Origin of the sequence: Alkalihalobacillus trypoxylicola, from assembly GCF_001590785.1 — a bacterium.
GTDB classification, from domain to species: Bacteria; Bacillota; Bacilli; order Bacillales; family Bacillaceae_D; genus Alkalihalobacillus; species Alkalihalobacillus trypoxylicola.
In genome coordinates, this window is sequence record NZ_LTAO01000040.1 from 107,137 (window position 1) to 125,031 (window position 17,895).

Sequence of the window (17,895 nt, forward strand, 5' to 3'; positions counted from 1 at the left end):
AATACGACCACTTTCGAAGTAATCGTATTTAATGTCATTAATTATTTCCAATGGATAGAACCACCTGAGGTTTGTTTAATACCACGTATTTTAGAAAGCTCTTCTATCAATTGATGCATAGCTAAATTTTTTTGCTTTGCTTCTATCATAATATCAAAATCTTGGTTTAGTGTTTTGGCCATTTCAAGAAATGGCCAGATAAAATCAAGGGAAACATTCGATGCATGAGAACGATATTCTCTTTCCGTTTTAGGCGAAGAAAGGTGAACTTTTGGTCGTCTCTTTGAGTCTTTCCAAGTGAGAAAAATGTCCTCTAAGTAATCCACTAAATTTCCTTCCATCTTATTTGCCATATGATGATGATAATCTAATATCATTGGAATGTTTTCTCGTTGACAAACAGACAGCGTTTCAGCAACATTATATGTTTTATCGTCATTCTCTAAAGTCATTTGCTTTTTAATAGGAGAAGGAAGCTTCTGCAAATTTTTATGAAATCGTTCTAATGAAGCTGTTTTATCGCCATAAGCTCCTCCAATATGTATGTTAATAAAGCTATTATCTAAAACTTCCATAGCCTCTAACATTTGATAATGATATTCCATATCGATAATAGCATTTGAGGTTACTTGTTCTCTTGGACTGGTGAATAAAGTAAATTGATTAGGGTGAAAGCTCACTAATAATTGATGTTTTTTTATAAGGTTGCCTATTTCTAACCACTTTTCTTTAAACGGACTAATATAATCCCACATTACTTCAGGATGTGTAGCAAGTGGTACTATAGAGCTGGATAACCGATATAAATTGATTTCATGTGCAATATTATAATGTAAAATTCTCAATGTATGGTTTAGATTTTGTTCCGTAATGTCATGTAATTTTTCTAGTCTTTCATGACTTGGTAATTGAGTATAGCGCTTAAACGTTACGGTTTTTGCAGGACTTGCTTCCCACAAATCTAATGCGTGTGCAACATAACCAAAATGTATTTCCATTTATAAACCTCATTTTTCTTTTATTATTGAATTAAATCGTTTTTTTAAACCGTATTATATGTCTTATTATTAATAATAACCGTATATCTAATTTAGATATACGGTCTAATAGATTTTATTGAGGAATTCCTAATATTGATTTCACTTCTAAAAATTCTTCGATACCGAAATCTCCCCATTCTCTTCCGATACCGGATTGCTTAAATCCGCCAAATGGAGCAGAGAAATCACCTTCAGCATCATTTATCGTAATCCTTCCTGCTCGTAGCTTGGATGCAATTTTCTTTAATGTACCTGAATCATTACCAAACACATATCCAGCCAACCCGTATTTAGTGTCATTGGCAATATTAATCGCATCATCAATACTATCATAAGTAATGATGGACATGACTGGACCGAATATTTCTTCCTGTGCAATGGTCATGTCATTTTGTACGTCACTAAATACCGTTATTTTAGAATAAAACCCTTTATCTAACCCTTCTGGTTTGCCTAAACCACCAGCAACTAGTGTAGCACCCTCTTGCATACCTTTTTCGATATAAGATTGAACCGTATTCCATTGATCATCTGAAATTTGTGGTCCCACATTTGTTTGTTCATCATACGGGTCACCCACTTTATAATGAGATACTTGCTCTTTTACTTCATCAATAAATGCAGATTTCAATTTTGCAGGAATTAATGTACGTGTAGCTGCGGTACATACTTGTCCTGTATTATTAATGACTCCTTCAATCGCCGATTTAGCGGCTTCTTTTAGATCCGCATCTTCTAAAATAATCATTGGTGATTTACCACCTAATTCTAAGGAAACTTTTTTAATATCCTCAGCACTCTTTTTCATAATATTGCTTCCCACTCCGCCTGAACCAGTAAAGGATACAAAGTCAATGTCAGGATGGGAGCTAATCGCGTCACCTACTGTCGATCCACTTCCGTTGACTAAATTGAACACACCTTTTGGAACACCAGCAGCATCAAAAATCTCAGCTAATATGATGGCCGCAAAGGGTGTCTTAGAAGCGGGCTTCAAGACGACCGTGCTTCCAGCTGCGATGGCACTAGCTAATTTTGTAGCGGCTTGATTTGTTGGAAAGTTCCAAGGAGTAATTAATCCAGATACACCGATTGCATCTTTTTGAATAACATGTCCTCCTCTATCCTCCACAAACTTAAAGGACTTTAGTTCTTTTACTGCCTGTTTAAAATGCTGTAACCCCATTTCATATTGAACAGATTCAGTAAAGGTTATAGGTGAGCCTAACTCATCGGTAATCACCTTTATCAAGTCATCTTTTCTTTTTTCATATTCTTTAACTATATTTTCTAGTAATTCAACTCTTGCTTGTTTAGGAGTTTGAGAGAATGATTGAAAAGCATTTTTTGCAGCTTCAACAGCTCGATTCACATCTTCTTTTGTGCCGTCTGCAATTTTTCCTAATACTTCTTCATTTGCAGGATTAATCACTTCTATTGTTTTTTCTGAGGTTGAATTTGTCCATTCACCATTAATATACTGCTTGGTATTTAGAATCATTGATATCCTACTCCTTTATAAATTGTATATAGCTTAATTACCTTCTCATCACAAAAATTAAACTTCGTTTTATCTAAAACATTTATCAATTTTAATTAGATAGATAGTAGAATTGCTTTTTATAGAAAGCTAGAACTTAATTTAATAGTAAATATTCATGCTATAATAATGATATTTACTTTAGTAAATCAATCAATTTCATCATTCATATCTTATAATGAAAACCGAACGATTAGGTGCTTGATTTTCACTTTAGGTAGATGCTTTCCCAAGGGCTTGTCTTCAGCTAACTCTGACTATGCAAAGCGTCGTCAGAGTGGATCTTCAGACTGCGCTCATCCTTTGGGAGTCACTACCTACCGTTTCAATTTGCAAACATTCAATGCATTGTATAATAATCGTTCCGTTTCACTTATAGAGCCATTATGAAATTCACTCAAATACAATCATAAAAACAAGGGAGATAACCGAATGATTTTAGGTAAACCAATAGCAAGCGGAAATACTTCAAAAATTTATCTTTCTGAAAACAAAATAGTAAAAGTTTTTAACGGTTATTTTCCGGATACCGAATCTTTAAAGGAAGCAAATAAACAAAAATATGCTTATTCATGTGGACTTCCTGTACCTAAGGTGTTAGATGTAACTAAGTTAAACGGAGAACAAGCAATCATAATGGAGTATATAAAGGGTGACACATTAGGAGATTTAATGTTTAAAGATAAAAATCAAACAGAAAATTACCTGAATATTTCAATTAATACACAAATGGAGATTCATAAAATTATTCCAAAAGGAATCGAATCAATGAAGGATAAATTAATCCATCAAATTGAGAGTGTGAATGTGCATCTATTAGATAAAAGGAAAAAAAGTTATTTAATAAAGAAATTAGAGTCATTTTCATATGAAAACAGACTCTGCCATGGTGATTTTCATTTATTTAATTTGATCAAGACAGAAAGCAAAGTAGTCATAATAGATTGGGTTGATTCTAGTTCAGGCGATATTTGTGCTGATATATATCGTACCTACCTTTTATACTCTCAAATTTCTTTAGAATTAGCAGAAATGTATGTAAATCTTTATTGTGAAAAGAGTGGACTTACGAGGTCAGATATTTTCCAATGGGCTCCAATCGTCGCGGGTGCAAGATTATCTGAAAATGTTACATCTGAGAATTCAATACGGCTTATGAAAATCGTTAATTACTACTGCTAACTTTAATAAAGAAACCGTTATTTTGGACTTTTTTCTGAATTAACGGTTTTTTTACTCTTGAAAATATGATCATGAGTTTTATTATTTCCTAAAATGTTCTTGCTATTTAGTGTGATTTATCATTAAACTAGCTTAAGTATGTAAAAAACTTCTCTATCCATTATGCAAATAGGATCGATTTAGAAATACTAAAATATATATATAAATTTATGGAGAGAAAAAAATGAGAAAATTTATTTGGATGCTTGGCCTAGCCTATTTATTAACTGGTTTCGGTCATATTATTATTGGTTCGGTTTTAGAACCTATGCTTCAACACTATCAATTGGATTACCGTGATGGTGGACAATTAATTATGAATCAATTTTTTGGTTTTTTAGTTGGGGTTTTATTTGCTCCTAAAATAATCAAAGCATTAGGAAGAAGAAATACACTGCTGCTATCTTTGTTTTTATTTGCTTTCTCACAACTTAGTCTAGGTTTACTACTTCATTGGGAATGGCTCCTATTTATTATTCCACTTGGTGGAGCAGGTATTGGACTTATAGAAACAACTTTAGCCGGGCTAATCATTGGTAAATTAAAAGAGAAAAAGGCTTCTATCATGGTCTTAACAGAGGCACTTTTTGGTGTAGGTGCCTTAACTGTACCCATTTTTGCGGCGATTTTTATTGCTACAGGTAGCTGGAATCATGTTTTTATTTTAATTAGTGTTATTGTTAGTTCAACTTTACTATTATGGGCATTTATCCGCTTCCCTGAATACGAATTTCTTCTGATTAGGGAGAGAAAGTCAATGAATGAACCAAAAAAAGACGGAGCAGCTCGCTTCCCTAAAATGACGTATCCGATGGTGTTTCTTGGCTCTTTCTTTTTTTTCTTGTATGTAGGGGTAGAAATGACCTTTCCGAATTACTTACCGTCTATTTTAGGAATGATGTCAAATTTATCTGATTCGGTTTTAGCTTTAAGTATCACCGTTTTTTGGGGGGCTATGACCATTGGTCGAATCATCATGATTTTTATTATCGATAGAGTTGGATTTCCAAGGCTGTTCTTCATCACAACTTTAGGTCAAACCGTCACATTAGGTTTATTTGCACTGTCTCCCCACTATATCATCAGTTTTCTTGTAATTTTCGTTGCTGGTTTACTAATGGGAGGAATTTTCTCACTAGGGTTACTTGTTGTCAATGAAGGAATTCCCGGACTTGAGGATCGTACAACAAGCTTAATGATTGCAATGGGTGGTTTAGGTGGTGCCCTACTTCCACGATTATTTGGTGAAATGCTTGATCGATATTCGGTTCACCTAACATTATGGACCATTTTTAGTTTGGCTATTGTTATGTTTATCCTTACCGTGATGATTTTTATGTATCGCAAGCGATTGCTTCATTCTCAAATCCATTATCATAAATGAGAAAAAAAGAAGACAATACTCATGAATGAAGAACTCCACGTATGTTAGGTGCCCGGCTGTACGCTCGACAAGGCACTTCGCGTACGGTGGGGAGCTGCCGAACTAACTTTTTTTAAAAATTGGATTTCGGCATGGCCACTTAATCCCACTGGAGTCTCCGTTCCTTGTGTTCGCTAGGTTTCGTCTTTCATAAAAAATCTACCGGTTCAATCAGGTTTACCCTCCAAAAATCAACCCTCGTTATTGATGCCAGCTTATTAGTTGGTGGCGTATGAGGATAAAACGTATGTGTCGCCGTTTTGCTCATAAATAAACTCTAAAGCGCTACTATTTATTAAAAAGCCAACCACTATCGAACCATCCTCTTCTGCATGGTGGTAGCTATAATCAGTCGTATTAAATTCAATATTCTGTAAAAACGCTTGATCATGCTCTTCAAAGGTGAAGCTATTGTCGTCTTGATTAATTGTAACATTTGATGCTGTGACTGATTCTAGGTAGTCATAGTCTGTTTCTAACATAGCTTGTATAATTTGCAATGATAGGTTCATCGTTTCTCTGAGTTGGTCGCTTGTAACATTCGGCTTTTCTTCAAGTTCTTTCATTAATTTCTTATTTTCTTCTTTTAATTCACCCTCTGTATTACTTGTAACAGATGTATCATTTTCCTGAATTTCCGTATCGGTAACTACCGAACCGTAATCTGAACAACCAACTAGTAAGAATACTAGCGAAGCTACTTGTAAAAAACGTTTCATGTTGCACCACCTTCCTTTTAATGGATTTTAACACAAAAAAAGTTACGGGAAAATCCCCATAACTTTTTGTTCAAACGTTTTGTTTCGATGGATTTATCTATTGCTCGATTGGTTGCTGTGGTTTCCTAACTAAACTCATAATTCCTGCTATTAGGAAGAATACAGCACCGAACAGGGCAGCTCCTCCTGTCACAATTGTTGAAATAACGGCAGAGCTTAGAAATAATATACCAGCAAGCTTTGGTTTTTTATTTCCTTTAAGCACAATCATCGCAATAATTCCACAAATGACCGCTAAAATGATAATCGCTAACCATAGACCGCCTGAAACACTATTTAAATCTGCAATCATTTGATCAATTGATCCTGTCACTTCTATTGATGGTTCTGAAGCAAGTAAATCTCTAAATGCCTGTTCATCGGTTTGTACAAATATGACTAGAAGTGCTATTAAGCTTGCTAACCCATATCCTAAAATCCCTATAATTCCTAAAATAACTTCCCCTGTTCTTTTAATCATTGTGATTCTCCTTTGTTTTTAATTTCCTGCTATATCTCTTTTGGTGAAGGCAAACCATGAAAGTGCTAGAAATGCCACATAATATACAATTAAAACAATGACAGAAAATGTTAATGTCATTCCCTCTATAATAGGTCCATAGCTATTAAAGTATTGATTTAGATTTGTATTAGCGAATAGAATATATTTAGACCATTCATAGGAAGATAAAGAATTGACGATAATATTGCCCGAAAACATAAGGAAAATGGCGATCCCAATTGCCATACTACTGCTTCTAAAGATCGTCGATATCATAAAGGCAAATGTAGCCATCATAATTAAATTTATACTATTAAATCCAAATTGTTTCAATACTTCAAGTAAAAAAGTGCTTTCTATTAAACCTTCTGTCGTCTGAAGCATATAAATAGGATTGATTCCTTCTAAACCAAATAATAAACCGCCTATGATGAGTGAGCTGATCATTAAGAAAAGTAGCAAAGACAAGGCAAATATTAAGACAGATAGATATTTTGAAAGAAGTATTTTCGTTCTTGATACTGGGCGAATAAGTAATAGTTTGATCGTGCCCCATTTAAATTCATTTGCGATTATTCCTGCTCCGACGATAATCGTAAATAAACTAATTAGCGAAGAGAGTCCCGCGTTCTCTAATAAAAAGGCCCAGCCGTCATAGGATGGAGGTGCAATATCCTGATCTAAATAGTAACTATTAATCTCAATTTGATCATAATTGTAATCTATTAAGTTAATAAAGAAGGAATCTTCTTCACTTTCAAATTCTTCTATTTCTTCTAGAAGCATCTCATTTTCTGTTCGTAATTCTTCTTGCCAGTTATCAGAATAAGTGTTGGAAACTAATTCCTCGTTAAATACTTTAAGAACTAGACCCATCCCTACTATAATAACAAATAATAGTATATACATAGCCCATGTTGACTTTAACCGATATAATTTAATTTGTTCATTTTTTATTAACTGAAAAAAATTACTCAATCACATTCTCTCCAATCAAATCAAAGAATTTGTCTTCTAATGTTGTGCGCATCGTTTCAACCTCATAAACTGCAATATCTTGATTGAGCAGCAATTTTAAAATAGCCGGAATCTCTTCTCTTACTACCTCAAGTAATAGATGATTCTCTTTTTGGGTTATATTAGGATAATCATTCTTGAGAATATTTACAGCCTGTTCAAGTGGAGTAGCTACTAGCTTTACAACGGTTATCTGTTCGTTGTTTTGGCTTTCCTCCTTAATGTCTTGTATCGCTATTAAACTTCCATTCTTTATGACGCCAATTCGATCGCACATTAATTCAATTTCTGATAAAAGATGGCTTGAAACGATGACAGACACCTGTTCTTTCTCAGCAAGATTACGAATGTACTGGCGAATTTCGCGAATTCCAGCTGGATCTAATCCGTTAGTAGGCTCGTCTAAGATTAGAATAGAAGGATTATGTAATAATGCTTGTGCGATCCCTAATCGCTGCCGCATCCCTAATGAGTACCTACCTGCTTTTTCATGAATGGCTTTCTCTAAACCTACAAGACTTATAACTTCCTTAATTCGTTCCTCTTTAATATTAGGAATCATTCTTGCAAAATGCTTCAAGTTTTGCCAACCACTCATAAAGGGGTAAAGTTCAGGGTTTTCTACAATCCCCCCAACCTCTTGAATCGCTTCTTTAAAATTTGTTTTTATACTTTTTCCTTGTATGAGTATTTCCCCTTCGGTTATACTCATTAATCCTACCATCATTCGGATCGTTGTCGTTTTCCCTGCTCCATTTGGTCCTAGAAAACCAAATACTTCTCCTTTCTTAATATCAAAGCTTAAACCTTTAATAATCTCTTTTTTTCCAATTCTTTTTTTTACGTTCTTAAGTTGCATAGCTGCGTTGGTCACTTATTTATAAACCTCCCTTTATCTCGTACTTTTATATTTTACGAAAAAAGAGTAATTGAGTTTCAAAATTTTATAAATTATTTATTTTTAAATTAAAAACGAAGACAAACAGTTGATTCTACTGCTTCAACAGTAGAACCCAGAAAAATAGAAAAGGTGAAATGGGATTTTTTCCATTTCACCTTTTTAAATATGAGATTTATTCTGTAACAGTCTTTAGGGTTTACTTATAATCTACCTTATTTCTAGATAGTCTAAATAAGCATCCCATGTTCCGTCATCAGCTGTTACAATGAGCTCGACTAATTGATTCCCTGTTCCATGGTTGACGTTATTAATGGTATAAACGGCCGGATAGTGGTCTCCAAAGTAAAAAGTTCCCCTATTTTGTCCACCTATCCTTAAATCAACTCTAGCCATGTTTGAGTTATTGGAGGCTCCCCGTAATGAAAAACTACTGTTTGCTTTAGTGAATGAATGATTAAAGCTCACATTATCACCATTTGCATATAAAGCAACTCCGTTAAAAGGAGAAGTAATATTAGAGGTGTAAGGCCCACCCTTTGTCATACTTTCTGCTTCTACTCTAGTTGCTTGCTCACCACCAGATTGTCCTCCTATAGTTAAGGTATTACTATAAACATTTGCGCTCCCGCTACTTTGGTAGCCCTCGACCGTTAAAGCAACCTCGTACATATTCCCCATATTCATACCTAAACTTTCCCAAGCTCTAAAGTGCTCGCTCACAGAAATCGTTCCACTTGTACGTTTTGAGGTTCTTACGCTCCAGTATTGCTGAAAAGTTGCCGTTCCTTTTATAGATGGTTGGTTATAACGTGTGGTTTCATATATTTGATAAGTTCCACCATCCACATTAATCGTTCCTTTCGGTGTTCCACCTGGTGGACGCCACGTTCCCCAGCTATCAACAATATAAAATTCTACTAAGGGATCTACTGTCCAACCATATACAGTTAAATAGGAATTTCCATTAGGATTGTAAGTGGCACCATAGTTAATGGACATATTTCCAATTTGTTGATGAGTTTGTGTCTCATCAAACTTTTTTCCTTTACGGAATAAAATGTTGTTCACATTACTCCATTGAGCACTAAATGTGCCTCCACTATTTAATGTCATACTTCCAGAACCACCGCTGTCCTTCCAAAATTCATAGTCATATCCGTCATGTGTGCCAATCTCATTAGAAGTAATAGCTGCCTCTGCATTTTCAGAGAAAAATAGCAAACCAATTCCTAAAAACATCGTCATTAAAAACATGATTTTTACTTGTTTCAAACGGCATACCTCCTATCATTTTTTACGGTTTGGATCATAACGAAAATTCTAGAATACCTCCTTTAGTTAATATTTGTAAACGCTTACATTTAAATGTTATCAAACTCTTTTCCTAATATCACTTTAACAAGTATAGATCATACTGTAAAAAGCTTAGATGTTTTTTAAAAAAAGTGTCGAATTTGATATTCTTGAATAATTTAAAAAACACAAAATAAACCACTCTGATTCAACAAAGTGGTTTATTGTATTAAATAATCGTTTTTTCTTTATTTGTTATTACAATATTAATAAAATATTTATGGAGTCTAATATCTTCTGTTAGCTCAGGATGAAACGAGCATGCAAGATAATGGTTTTCGCGAACAGCAACGATTTCATTCTCAAAAGTAGCTACTATTTCTGCACCTTCACCAATACTTTTAACAAGTGGAGCTCTTATAAAAACAGCATCTACTTCCTCACCGACATTTTTAATAGAAAGTTTAGCCTCAAAGCTCTCTTTCTGGCGACCAAAGGCATTTCTTTCAACATTCATATTAATGAATCCAAAATGCTTCGTTTCATCACCAGAAATAGATGTACTCATTAATATTAAACCCGCACAAGTTCCAAAAATAGGTTTACCCTGTAGACCAAATCTTTGAATCGGCTCAAAAAAATGATAGCGATCAATCAATCTTCTCATTGTCGTCGATTCGCCACCTGGTAAAATAAGTCCGTCTATTTCGTCTAATTGTATAGGGTCTTTAACGGAAATAGCTCTAACTCCTATTTTTTCTAATAGCTTAATGTGCTCTCTAACAGCACCTTGTAATGCTAAAACTCCAATGGTTACCATTACCAACCACGATCCTGCATTCGTTCGGCTGGCTCGAGACTAGAAATTTCAATGCCTTTCATTGCAGTTCCTAAATTTTTAGATAATTCTGCTATTAACGAATAGTTCGTGTAATGAGTTGTTGCTTCTACAATTGCTTTCGCGAATTTTTCTGGATTTTCTGACTTGAAAATCCCAGAACCAACAAATACTCCATCGGCACCTAATTGCATCATTAAGGCTGCATCAGCTGGAGTCGCAATTCCTCCCGCGGCAAAATTAACGACCGGGAGCTTTCCGTGTTCTTTTATTTCTAAAAGCAACTCATAAGGTGCACCGATATTTTTAGCTTCTGTCATTAGTTCATCTACGGACATATTTACAACCTGTTTGATTTGAGCTTGCATCTTCCTCATATGACGGACAGCTTCTACAATATTACCAGTTCCTGGCTCACCTTTTGTCCGAATCATTGATGCACCTTCACCTATTCTCCTAGATGCTTCGCCTAAATCTCTTGCTCCACAAACGAACGGTACGGTATAATCGCGTTTATTTAAATGATATACCTCATCAGCAGGAGTTAACACTTCACTTTCATCAATATAGTCTACCCCCATTGCTTCTAATACTTTCGCTTCCACAATATGCCCAATTCTAGCCTTCGCCATTACAGGGATGGAGACGGCTTTCATCACTTCATCAACAATAGTAGGGTCAGCCATTCTCGCTACTCCTCCAGCTGCACGAATATCTGAAGGAACTCTTTCTAATGCCATAACAGCAACTGCACCGGCGGCTTCGGCAATCTTTGCTTGCTCCGCATTTATGACGTCCATAATTACGCCACCTTTTTGCATCTCCGCCATCCCTCTTTTTACGGTATCACTTCCAACTAATGACATGTTCATAACTCCTTTTGTATGATTATTTTGAATATGTACTAATTATAAAATAGTATGGTAGGATTAAAAGTGTCAGTTTTTAATTAAACAATGAGGTCAGATAGAGGTGTATGAAATGGATGGACTTTTTTGCGAATTAAACAAACAAAGCTCTGTACCTTTGTATGAGCAATTATATTCTTATATAAAAAAAGAAATTATTGAAGGTCGAATAGAGTTTGGAACGAAACTTCCTTCTAAAAGAAAGCTCTCGGAATTTTTAAAAGTTAGTCAAAATACGGTTGAAACCGCCTATGAACAGTTATTAGCTGAAGGATATATAGAAGTCATAGCTAGAAAAGGTTTTTTTGTACAAACCTATGAAGATTTACAATTTGTCTCCCCGACCATACAGCAGCGTAATACCGACAAGCTAGAAATGAAAGAAGTAATCGACTATCATTTTCATCCAAGTCAAATAGATTCTACTTTCTTTCCTTTTGATAAATGGCGGAAGTATATGAAAAATGCGCTAACAAAATCACAGCATCATTTATTGTTATTAGGAGATTATCAAGGAGAATATGAATTAAGATATGAAATCTCCCAATATATCTATCATTCAAGAGGAGTTATTTGTAAGCCCGAGCAAATCATTATCGGTGCAGGTGTGGAGGTTTTGTTACAGCAGCTCGTATTATTATTAGGACCTAGTCAAATGTATGGTGTAGAAGATCCAGGTTATCATGTTATTTTAAAAATATTAAAGCACTACCCAAATAAAGCAACTGCTTTAGAAATGGATGATAAAGGGATTAGTATCAAACATTTACTTCAATCTAAGTTAGATGTTCTTTATTTAACCCCCTCTCATCATTTTCCTTACGGGACGGTTCTGTCTATTAACCGCAGAAAAAGGATTTTAGAATGGGCAGAGGAAAAATCTCATCGTTACATTATTGAGGATGATTATGATAGTGAGTTTCGTTATAGTGGAAAAACGATTCCATCCTTACATAGTATGGATCGAAGTGAAAAAGTCATTTATTTAGGTTCTTTTTCAAAATCTCTCATGCCTTCAGCTCGAATAAGCTATATGGTATTGCCTAATACATTGCTTCATTTATATCAAGAGCAATTCAATTACTTTCATCAAACGGTTTCTCGTATCGATCAAGTCGTATTAGCTAAATTTATGAAAAATGGTGATTTTGAAAAACACCTAAATCGAATGAAAAAGATTTATAGACGTAAATTAGAAAGAGTAAAATCAATTTTAAAGCCATATGAGGATGATTTAACGATAGTCGGAGAACAATCGGGCTTGCACATTGTATTGGTTGTTCATAATGGATTAACAGAGAAGGAGTTAATTGACAAAGCCAAGGAGAAAAACTTAAAAATTTATCCACTCTCCTCCTATTCAATGAAAAATGCTTCAACAGCACCGCCAAAATTTGTGATTGGATTTGCATCCATACAAGAAGCAGAATTAGAGGTTGCTTTTCATTCCCTTCTAGCTGCTTGGGGGTTTCTAGAATAGCAAGAGTTCAGCCGATTACTTTAATCCTTAATAAAGTGGTCGGTTAATTTGGTTTTATATGATGCTCTCTCCTCTTTCATTAAAGAAATTCAATGTTTGAATCAATATAGTGGAATAACAAATGTATGAATGTTACTTTACGAAAATTCTTACATGGTCTCTCCCTTTTTTACAAAGATAGAAAATATACCTCATCTGAAACATACTTTCCATGTTCTCGATTTTATAGAGTTCCTAATCAATCATTTAAACATGATTTTAAAAAAAATGGACATGATATACGGTAGTAAATAAAGGGAGGGAAATTTCGTGAAAAATACCCCTTTTACACCACATTTAAATGAAAATACCCTTATGTTTTCTGATTGGATGGGCAAAAATTCAGATCTTATTTCTCGTTCCTTCTCATTAAAAAATAATCAAAAAGCTTGCTTATTTTATTTTAAAACAATGGTTGACGCTCAAAATATACAAGAAAGTATTATAGAGCCACTATTAAGTCAAAGAATTGAATCAGCTTTAAATTTTTCATATAGGGGTAGCCGTCAGGAAAATGCGGATTTACAACGTTAAGCTAATTACAACATAAAAAAATCGATTCCTTTACAACGTTTTGGAACCGATTTTTAATTTGGCTTCTTCAGCTAAAGCCTCCCTTTGTTTAAGTAGAATCCTTCACAATCTTTTCTACACCATGTACTATCGAATCCCTTAGATTTGTTATCTATAAAAAAAGACGCCTTCTTATTAAGAAAAGCGCCCTTTCGCCTGTTAATGGAAAACGAAAAATAGTGAGTTAAATTTTTCTACAACTACCGCCGCCATTATTATCTTTTAATGCTTACTAAAATAAATAGTTTTGGTTTTGAATTGCTTTACTTATCTTTAAGTAGCTTTCCACCAACACTGTAACGGTTAACACTTATTTCTTTAATCATTATGTGTACGGCATCGACAGGTACTTTGGTACTTTCTGAAATAGCTTTTGTTACCCCTTTTACCATTTCTATTTATGCTTCTTCATTATCTACTTGGAGAAGCTCAGGTACAATATTATTATTGACCACAGGCATTATTAATCATACTCCTTGATTACTTTTCCATTTTTTGTTTTTATTTGCTGTTTACTCTTTGTTGCTGGTTAAACCAGACTAGAAAATTATTAACTACTGAATCAAAAAATTTTACTGTTACTTCGTCTATTAGCTCCCCGTCATCATTAAATTTTTGATGGACAGCACCAACATATACTTCATTTCCTGGTAAGAGTGGTGATGATAGTGAAAATAGAATTTCACGTAAATGTAATTGAGCTTTTACCGTTCCTAAAAAGCCGGGAGTAGCACCAACAATCCATGATGGTTTACCAAACATTACCTCTACACGAGACAACCAATCTATAGCGTTCCCTAGCACTCCTGGAATTGTCCCATTGTATTCAGGGGTTACCCATAGCACTGCATCAGCTCCTGCCACTTTTCTTTTAAATTCTGTAACAGCAGAAGGGGGATTATTTTCAATATCTTCATCAAAGAACGGTAGTTCTCGGATATTTAAAATTTCAAGAGTAAACTTTCCCTGATAGCGTTTTTGTATAAAGTGAGCAAGTTTTAAATTATATGATTCCTTACGAATACTTCCTACGATTGCTACAACTTTCATATTTTTTTGCCTCCTAATTTTAGATAAATGTTGTATTTGCTAAGATGAATCGAAGTTGTTTATTGTCGTTTTCTTATATAAGATGAACTTTGACACCACCTCCTTTACAAAGTTCTCCTATTCCCTTTCCAAAGATTTTTTTTTTGCGATATGTCCGAATTGCACATAATAAATAACTGTCATCACAACTACCAAAATGGCAAGCACTAGAAAAATGTTGCTGTATATGATAGCTGCGCTATTTTGCGGTATCGGATTTAATTGAACGTTTGGTTTACCGAAGTCAAGTACCTTGCCAAGTGTAGCTGTCGATGCAGCTGCAGAAATGAAATTAAGCATTGAGAAGAAGCCCATCCCAATCCCTGTTTGCTCCTTAGGTAAAGTTCGTGAAATGATGTTTGACATGGCAATCTGCATAAATGATTGACCCAGGACACCAAAAATAAGAAAGATCGCAATAAAGACAGAAGACAAGCCAACGACTGAAGATAAAAATATGAAACTAATAAAAAGAAGTGTTGAGGCTGTATACAACAGAACCGAATTCCCTTTCTCATCGGCTATCTTTCCACCTTTGCGTCCCAATAGCGCGGTCATGAGAGCTGACGGCAACATAATGATTCCCGTTAAAGCCGGTGACATATGGTTTACGACCGAAAGTAACTGCGGCGCAATGTATGGAATACCGAAGCCTAACGCGGTTATTACGAATGTAATCACAAGACCAAGTGAATACTGTTTGTTTTGAAAAATATCCGGTTTTACAAAAGGATTCTTAGCGTAACAAATTCGAAATACGAATAAAATCAATAAAACAACCCCAGTCACTAAAAACCAGGCATCCCCTTGTGTTAACGCCAACAACAGAGTAGCTACTGTTCCTGCTAAAAGCGCACCACCGATGAAATCAATTTTGCCAACGTCTCCTTTCTCATCATCCAAATATCTACGATAAAAAGGCAACGTAAATAGCGACAGAAGTGGAATGATAAATAAAACCTGCCAGCTCAACGCGGTGGTCACGAATCCAGCAACGATAGGACCAAGTGCCGTCCCCAGTGCTAACCCGATTGCAGATGTACCTAACGCACGACCACGCTTCTCAGGTGAAAAGTAACGAACTGGTATAATCACTGCTAATGCAGGAATGACTGCTGCACCGGACGCCTGTATAATACGTGCGACTATAATCATCCAATATTCGGTAGCCACTAAGCCTATAACCGAACCTAAAGATAAAAACAAGAGACCAAAAGTTAGCAAATCTTTCAAACTGTATTTATCTGTTAGTTTTCCGAAAGTGACTGTGCCAATCGCATATACAATCATATAGCCAGTTATGACCCAGCTAACTTTCGATGGCGAAAGTTGAAACTGTTTGCTGATAACCGGCAGTGCAACATTGAACATCGTTGCATTCATGACTGAGATAATAAGTGTAAAGGCAAGAACACGCATTAGTAGCTCTCCGGAATTCTTATAAGTTCTATGGTATGTTTGCATTTTAATTTCCTCGTTTCTAATGGTTACTCATTAAGACTTTCCTCAAACCATCATATTAGTTTGTAATAGACAGTCAGTACTGACTGTCTTAATTTGATGAAAAATACTAGGGGGTTAAAGCCCTAGTAAATGTCTGCACACTCTCCATTATAAATTCCTCCAGTGACACGGATGGAAAGTCAGAAACGCTATCTAAGTTGTTTAGAAATGCCCCATAATTCATCGCCATGAACGAAAAAGCCTGCACATCTGGGTTTGTTTTAATCAATTTTCCTTTCGCGAACATTACAGTGAAATAATCTGTTAAAATTTCGAATAGTTGTAATGGAGGCTTTTTTTTCCTTTCTCGAAATCCAGGTAAATTGTCTTCCTCCTTAATACTAATCAAAATCATTTTTCGGTTTTTATTCATAATTTCATGATATGTTCGACTGATAAGCAACAAGTCAGTTTGCAAATCCCATACAAGCTTTTCGTTAAAAAGTTTCGTCATCTCCTCAGTATAATGAAAACGGTCAAATGCTGATTCGAGAAGGTTTTGTTTGCTACCGAAGTGACGAAATAGAGTTTTTTCGCTCAATCCTGCGGCGATTGCGATTTCCTGGGTAGTTACACCTTTGTAGCCTTTTTCCGCGATTAGATCGATCGCTGCTAATAACAATTTATCACTGGTGCTTAAATTTTTACTGCTACTCATTTGCACTCCTCATTTCTTAAGACTGTCAGTAATGACTGTCATATAAGAAGATATCTCGTTTTATATAAATTGTCAAGCATAAACATCTCTTTAATCTAAAGTAACCTAACAGTTTTCTTAATAAGGCCTTTCCATTAAACTGCTCCATTTAAGTGATAAGATTCACAATGTATTGTGGTTATTATGGTGATTCTTATCTTCTGATAATTTTCTATATAGCGAAGCTCTAGATACATTTGTGATTTCACATATTTGATTTATAGTCATATTCCCCTCATTATACAACTTTATTGCATAGTTCATCCCTGCATGGTTTTTGTGATATTTTTTAAACGCCCTTTAAATTTTCCTTCTTGTTAGCAAGTTCAATATCTTCTCTTTGACGCATACGAATAAGATCTCTTTCAAATTGATTAACGCCAGCCATGACAGTAATTAAAAATTAACTGTAGGGATTTCCTTCTGACAAATCGAGCCATGTATCTTTAAGTGATTTGAGGTTAGCTCTTCGTCTCGAAAATGTGCTTAGCGTTGTAAATCCGCATTTTCTTGACGCTACCCCTATATATATACAATCATCGTTAAACAAATGCACGGCCAAACATTTGTCCATTACCTTCATACTATATTTGGTACATATGCTGCAAAAATTAGTTTATTTGTTTTCGTTATTTGTTATCCATTTATCATTTTTTTAACTACATTACGTGATTTAGGTGATTTTTTAGCTAACTCTTTTCTAACGATTACGCCAATAGAAGCGGTTTTGGTGATGATGCTTCTTCCTGTCTATTTTGTTCTTCGTTCAGGACTTAATACCATTGGAAGAGTAGCTGAAGTGTTGTTTTTTATTGTGATTCTCTTATTTTGTACAGGATACTTTCCACTCCTACCCAAAGTAGACTGGTTTAATATTAAACCTATTTATGAGTTCGGTTGGAAGCCCATTGCTGCAGGCTCCTTTATTCTGTTCTCATTTCCTTATTTTGAAAATATTTTTATTCTTTTTATAATTGAATCAATTTCATAAAGCCTATCTCATGAATCACGCAAGAATCCAATTTTCATTTTATTGATTTTTGAAAATGAATTTAAGCTGCCTGGGTCATCTC

The 17,895-nt window shown here is 34.9% G+C and carries 18 protein-coding genes and 1 pseudogene; 5 read left to right on the forward strand and 14 right to left on the reverse strand.

What is annotated here, in order from left to right:
• Positions 1–41: 41 nt before the first annotated feature.
• Both uvsE and AZF04_RS20305 read right to left on the reverse strand, forming a co-directional pair.
• Positions 42–998, reverse strand: coding sequence for a UV DNA damage repair endonuclease UvsE (gene uvsE, locus AZF04_RS20300; protein WP_061950370.1), 957 nt, complete (start codon positions 996–998; stop codon positions 42–44).
• A 115-nt stretch (positions 999–1,113) separates the two neighbouring features.
• Entirely contained in the window at positions 1,114–2,541 is a 1,428-nt protein-coding gene (locus AZF04_RS20305) for an aldehyde dehydrogenase family protein (protein WP_061950371.1), read from the reverse strand.
• Between the two features lie 471 nt (positions 2,542–3,012).
• On the opposite strand from AZF04_RS20305, the gene AZF04_RS20310 reads away from it, so the two are divergent.
• Both AZF04_RS20310 and AZF04_RS20315 read left to right on the forward strand, forming a co-directional pair.
• Positions 3,013–3,762, forward strand: coding sequence for a phosphotransferase family protein (locus AZF04_RS20310; protein ID WP_061950372.1), 750 nt, complete (start codon positions 3,013–3,015; stop codon positions 3,760–3,762).
• A gap of 223 nt (positions 3,763–3,985) precedes the next feature.
• Positions 3,986–5,185, forward strand: coding sequence for an MFS transporter (locus tag AZF04_RS20315; protein WP_061950373.1), 1,200 nt, complete (start codon positions 3,986–3,988; stop codon positions 5,183–5,185).
• 257 nt (positions 5,186–5,442) lie between these two features.
• Here AZF04_RS20315 and AZF04_RS20320 read toward each other — a convergent pair whose 3' ends face one another.
• From AZF04_RS20320 to pdxS, 7 genes are all read right to left on the reverse strand, one after another.
• Complete coding sequence (locus AZF04_RS20320; protein ID WP_061950374.1) at positions 5,443–5,943, reverse strand: hypothetical protein; 501 nt, start codon at positions 5,941–5,943, stop codon at positions 5,443–5,445.
• Between the two features lie 97 nt (positions 5,944–6,040).
• Positions 6,041–6,463 (reverse strand): DUF4064 domain-containing protein, encoded by a 423-nt coding sequence (locus AZF04_RS20325; protein WP_061950375.1) that lies wholly within the window; start codon positions 6,461–6,463, stop codon positions 6,041–6,043.
• Between the two features lie 18 nt (positions 6,464–6,481).
• Positions 6,482–7,462 carry an ABC transporter permease gene (locus AZF04_RS20330; RefSeq protein ID WP_061950376.1) on the reverse strand — a complete coding sequence of 327 codons (981 nt, stop codon included), beginning with the start codon at positions 7,460–7,462 and terminating at the stop codon, positions 6,482–6,484.
• Positions 7,455–8,375 carry an ABC transporter ATP-binding protein gene (locus AZF04_RS20335; RefSeq protein ID WP_061950377.1) on the reverse strand — a complete coding sequence of 307 codons (921 nt, stop codon included), beginning with the start codon at positions 8,373–8,375 and terminating at the stop codon, positions 7,455–7,457. The genes AZF04_RS20330 and AZF04_RS20335 overlap by 8 nt, the downstream gene beginning before the upstream one ends.
• A 234-nt stretch (positions 8,376–8,609) precedes the next feature.
• Positions 8,610–9,656 carry a glycoside hydrolase family 11 protein gene (locus AZF04_RS20340; RefSeq protein ID WP_153017317.1) on the reverse strand — a complete coding sequence of 349 codons (1,047 nt, stop codon included), beginning with the start codon at positions 9,654–9,656 and terminating at the stop codon, positions 8,610–8,612.
• 268 nt (positions 9,657–9,924) lie between these two features.
• Positions 9,925–10,515: a pyridoxal 5'-phosphate synthase glutaminase subunit PdxT gene (gene pdxT, locus AZF04_RS20345; protein WP_061950379.1), complete on the reverse strand. Its 591-nt coding sequence runs from the start codon at positions 10,513–10,515 to the stop codon at positions 9,925–9,927.
• Positions 10,515–11,399, reverse strand: a complete 885-nt coding sequence (pdxS, locus tag AZF04_RS20350) for a pyridoxal 5'-phosphate synthase lyase subunit PdxS (protein ID WP_061950380.1) — start codon at positions 11,397–11,399, stop codon at positions 10,515–10,517. Before pdxS ends, pdxT begins: the two co-directional genes overlap by 1 nt.
• A 115-nt stretch (positions 11,400–11,514) precedes the next feature.
• On the opposite strand from pdxS, the gene pdxR reads away from it, so the two are divergent.
• Positions 11,515–12,921, forward strand: a complete 1,407-nt coding sequence (gene pdxR, locus AZF04_RS20355; protein ID WP_061950381.1) for a MocR-like pyridoxine biosynthesis transcription factor PdxR — start codon at positions 11,515–11,517, stop codon at positions 12,919–12,921.
• Between the two features lie 309 nt (positions 12,922–13,230).
• Positions 13,231–13,494 (forward strand): spore germination protein, encoded by a 264-nt coding sequence (locus tag AZF04_RS20360; RefSeq protein WP_061950382.1) that lies wholly within the window; start codon positions 13,231–13,233, stop codon positions 13,492–13,494.
• Between the two features lie 302 nt (positions 13,495–13,796).
• On the opposite strand, the gene AZF04_RS22140 is transcribed toward AZF04_RS20360, so the two are convergent.
• From AZF04_RS22140 to AZF04_RS20380, 5 genes and pseudogenes are all read right to left on the reverse strand, one after another.
• Positions 13,797–13,925 (reverse strand): tautomerase family protein, encoded by a 129-nt coding sequence (locus AZF04_RS22140; protein ID WP_082795372.1) that lies wholly within the window; start codon positions 13,923–13,925, stop codon positions 13,797–13,799.
• Between the two features lie 109 nt (positions 13,926–14,034).
• Positions 14,035–14,583 (reverse strand): NADPH-dependent FMN reductase, encoded by a 549-nt coding sequence (locus tag AZF04_RS20365; protein WP_061950383.1) that lies wholly within the window; start codon positions 14,581–14,583, stop codon positions 14,035–14,037.
• Positions 14,584–14,700: 117 nt separating this feature from the next.
• Positions 14,701–16,041 (reverse strand): MFS transporter, encoded by a 1,341-nt coding sequence (locus AZF04_RS20370; protein WP_235600042.1) that lies wholly within the window; start codon positions 16,039–16,041, stop codon positions 14,701–14,703.
• A gap of 151 nt (positions 16,042–16,192) precedes the next feature.
• On the reverse strand, positions 16,193–16,783 hold the full coding sequence (locus AZF04_RS20375; protein WP_061950385.1) for a TetR/AcrR family transcriptional regulator: 591 nt from the start codon (positions 16,781–16,783) through the stop codon (positions 16,193–16,195).
• 162 nt (positions 16,784–16,945) lie between these two features.
• A pseudogene (locus AZF04_RS20380) lies at positions 16,946–17,288 on the reverse strand (helix-turn-helix domain-containing protein); the annotation flags it as partial.
• A gap of 69 nt (positions 17,289–17,357) precedes the next feature.
• Here AZF04_RS20380 and AZF04_RS20385 point away from each other — a divergent pair.
• Positions 17,358–17,813: a GerAB/ArcD/ProY family transporter gene (locus AZF04_RS20385; protein WP_268753440.1), complete on the forward strand. Its 456-nt coding sequence runs from the start codon at positions 17,358–17,360 to the stop codon at positions 17,811–17,813.
• Positions 17,814–17,895 lie beyond the last annotated feature (82 nt).

What these genes read in the sequence shown, in the direction of transcription:
- uvsE (WP_061950370.1), bottom strand. Translation starts at nt 998, where the DNA reads ATGGAAATACATTTTGGTTATGTTGCACACGCATTAGATTTGTGGGAA.
- AZF04_RS20305 (WP_061950371.1), bottom strand. Translation starts at nt 2,541, where the DNA reads ATGATTCTAAATACCAAGCAGTATATTAATGGTGAATGGACAAATTCA.
- AZF04_RS20310 (WP_061950372.1), top strand. Translation starts at nt 3,013, where the DNA reads ATGATTTTAGGTAAACCAATAGCAAGCGGAAATACTTCAAAAATTTAT.
- AZF04_RS20315 (WP_061950373.1), top strand. Translation starts at nt 3,986, where the DNA reads ATGAGAAAATTTATTTGGATGCTTGGCCTAGCCTATTTATTAACTGGT.
- AZF04_RS20320 (WP_061950374.1), bottom strand. Translation starts at nt 5,943, where the DNA reads ATGAAACGTTTTTTACAAGTAGCTTCGCTAGTATTCTTACTAGTTGGT.
- AZF04_RS20325 (WP_061950375.1), bottom strand. Translation starts at nt 6,463, where the DNA reads ATGATTAAAAGAACAGGGGAAGTTATTTTAGGAATTATAGGGATTTTA.
- AZF04_RS20340 (WP_153017317.1), bottom strand. Translation starts at nt 9,656, where the DNA reads ATGTTTTTAATGACGATGTTTTTAGGAATTGGTTTGCTATTTTTCTCT.
- pdxT (WP_061950379.1), bottom strand. Translation starts at nt 10,515, where the DNA reads ATGGTAACCATTGGAGTTTTAGCATTACAAGGTGCTGTTAGAGAGCAC.
- pdxS (WP_061950380.1), bottom strand. Translation starts at nt 11,399, where the DNA reads ATGTCATTAGTTGGAAGTGATACCGTAAAAAGAGGGATGGCGGAGATG.
- pdxR (WP_061950381.1), top strand. Translation starts at nt 11,515, where the DNA reads ATGGATGGACTTTTTTGCGAATTAAACAAACAAAGCTCTGTACCTTTG.
- AZF04_RS22140 (WP_082795372.1), bottom strand. Translation starts at nt 13,925, where the DNA reads ATGGTAAAAGGGGTAACAAAAGCTATTTCAGAAAGTACCAAAGTACCT.
- AZF04_RS20365 (WP_061950383.1), bottom strand. Translation starts at nt 14,583, where the DNA reads ATGAAAGTTGTAGCAATCGTAGGAAGTATTCGTAAGGAATCATATAAT.
- AZF04_RS20370 (WP_235600042.1), bottom strand. Translation starts at nt 16,041, where the DNA reads ATGCGTGTTCTTGCCTTTACACTTATTATCTCAGTCATGAATGCAACG.
- AZF04_RS20375 (WP_061950385.1), bottom strand. Translation starts at nt 16,783, where the DNA reads ATGAGTAGCAGTAAAAATTTAAGCACCAGTGATAAATTGTTATTAGCA.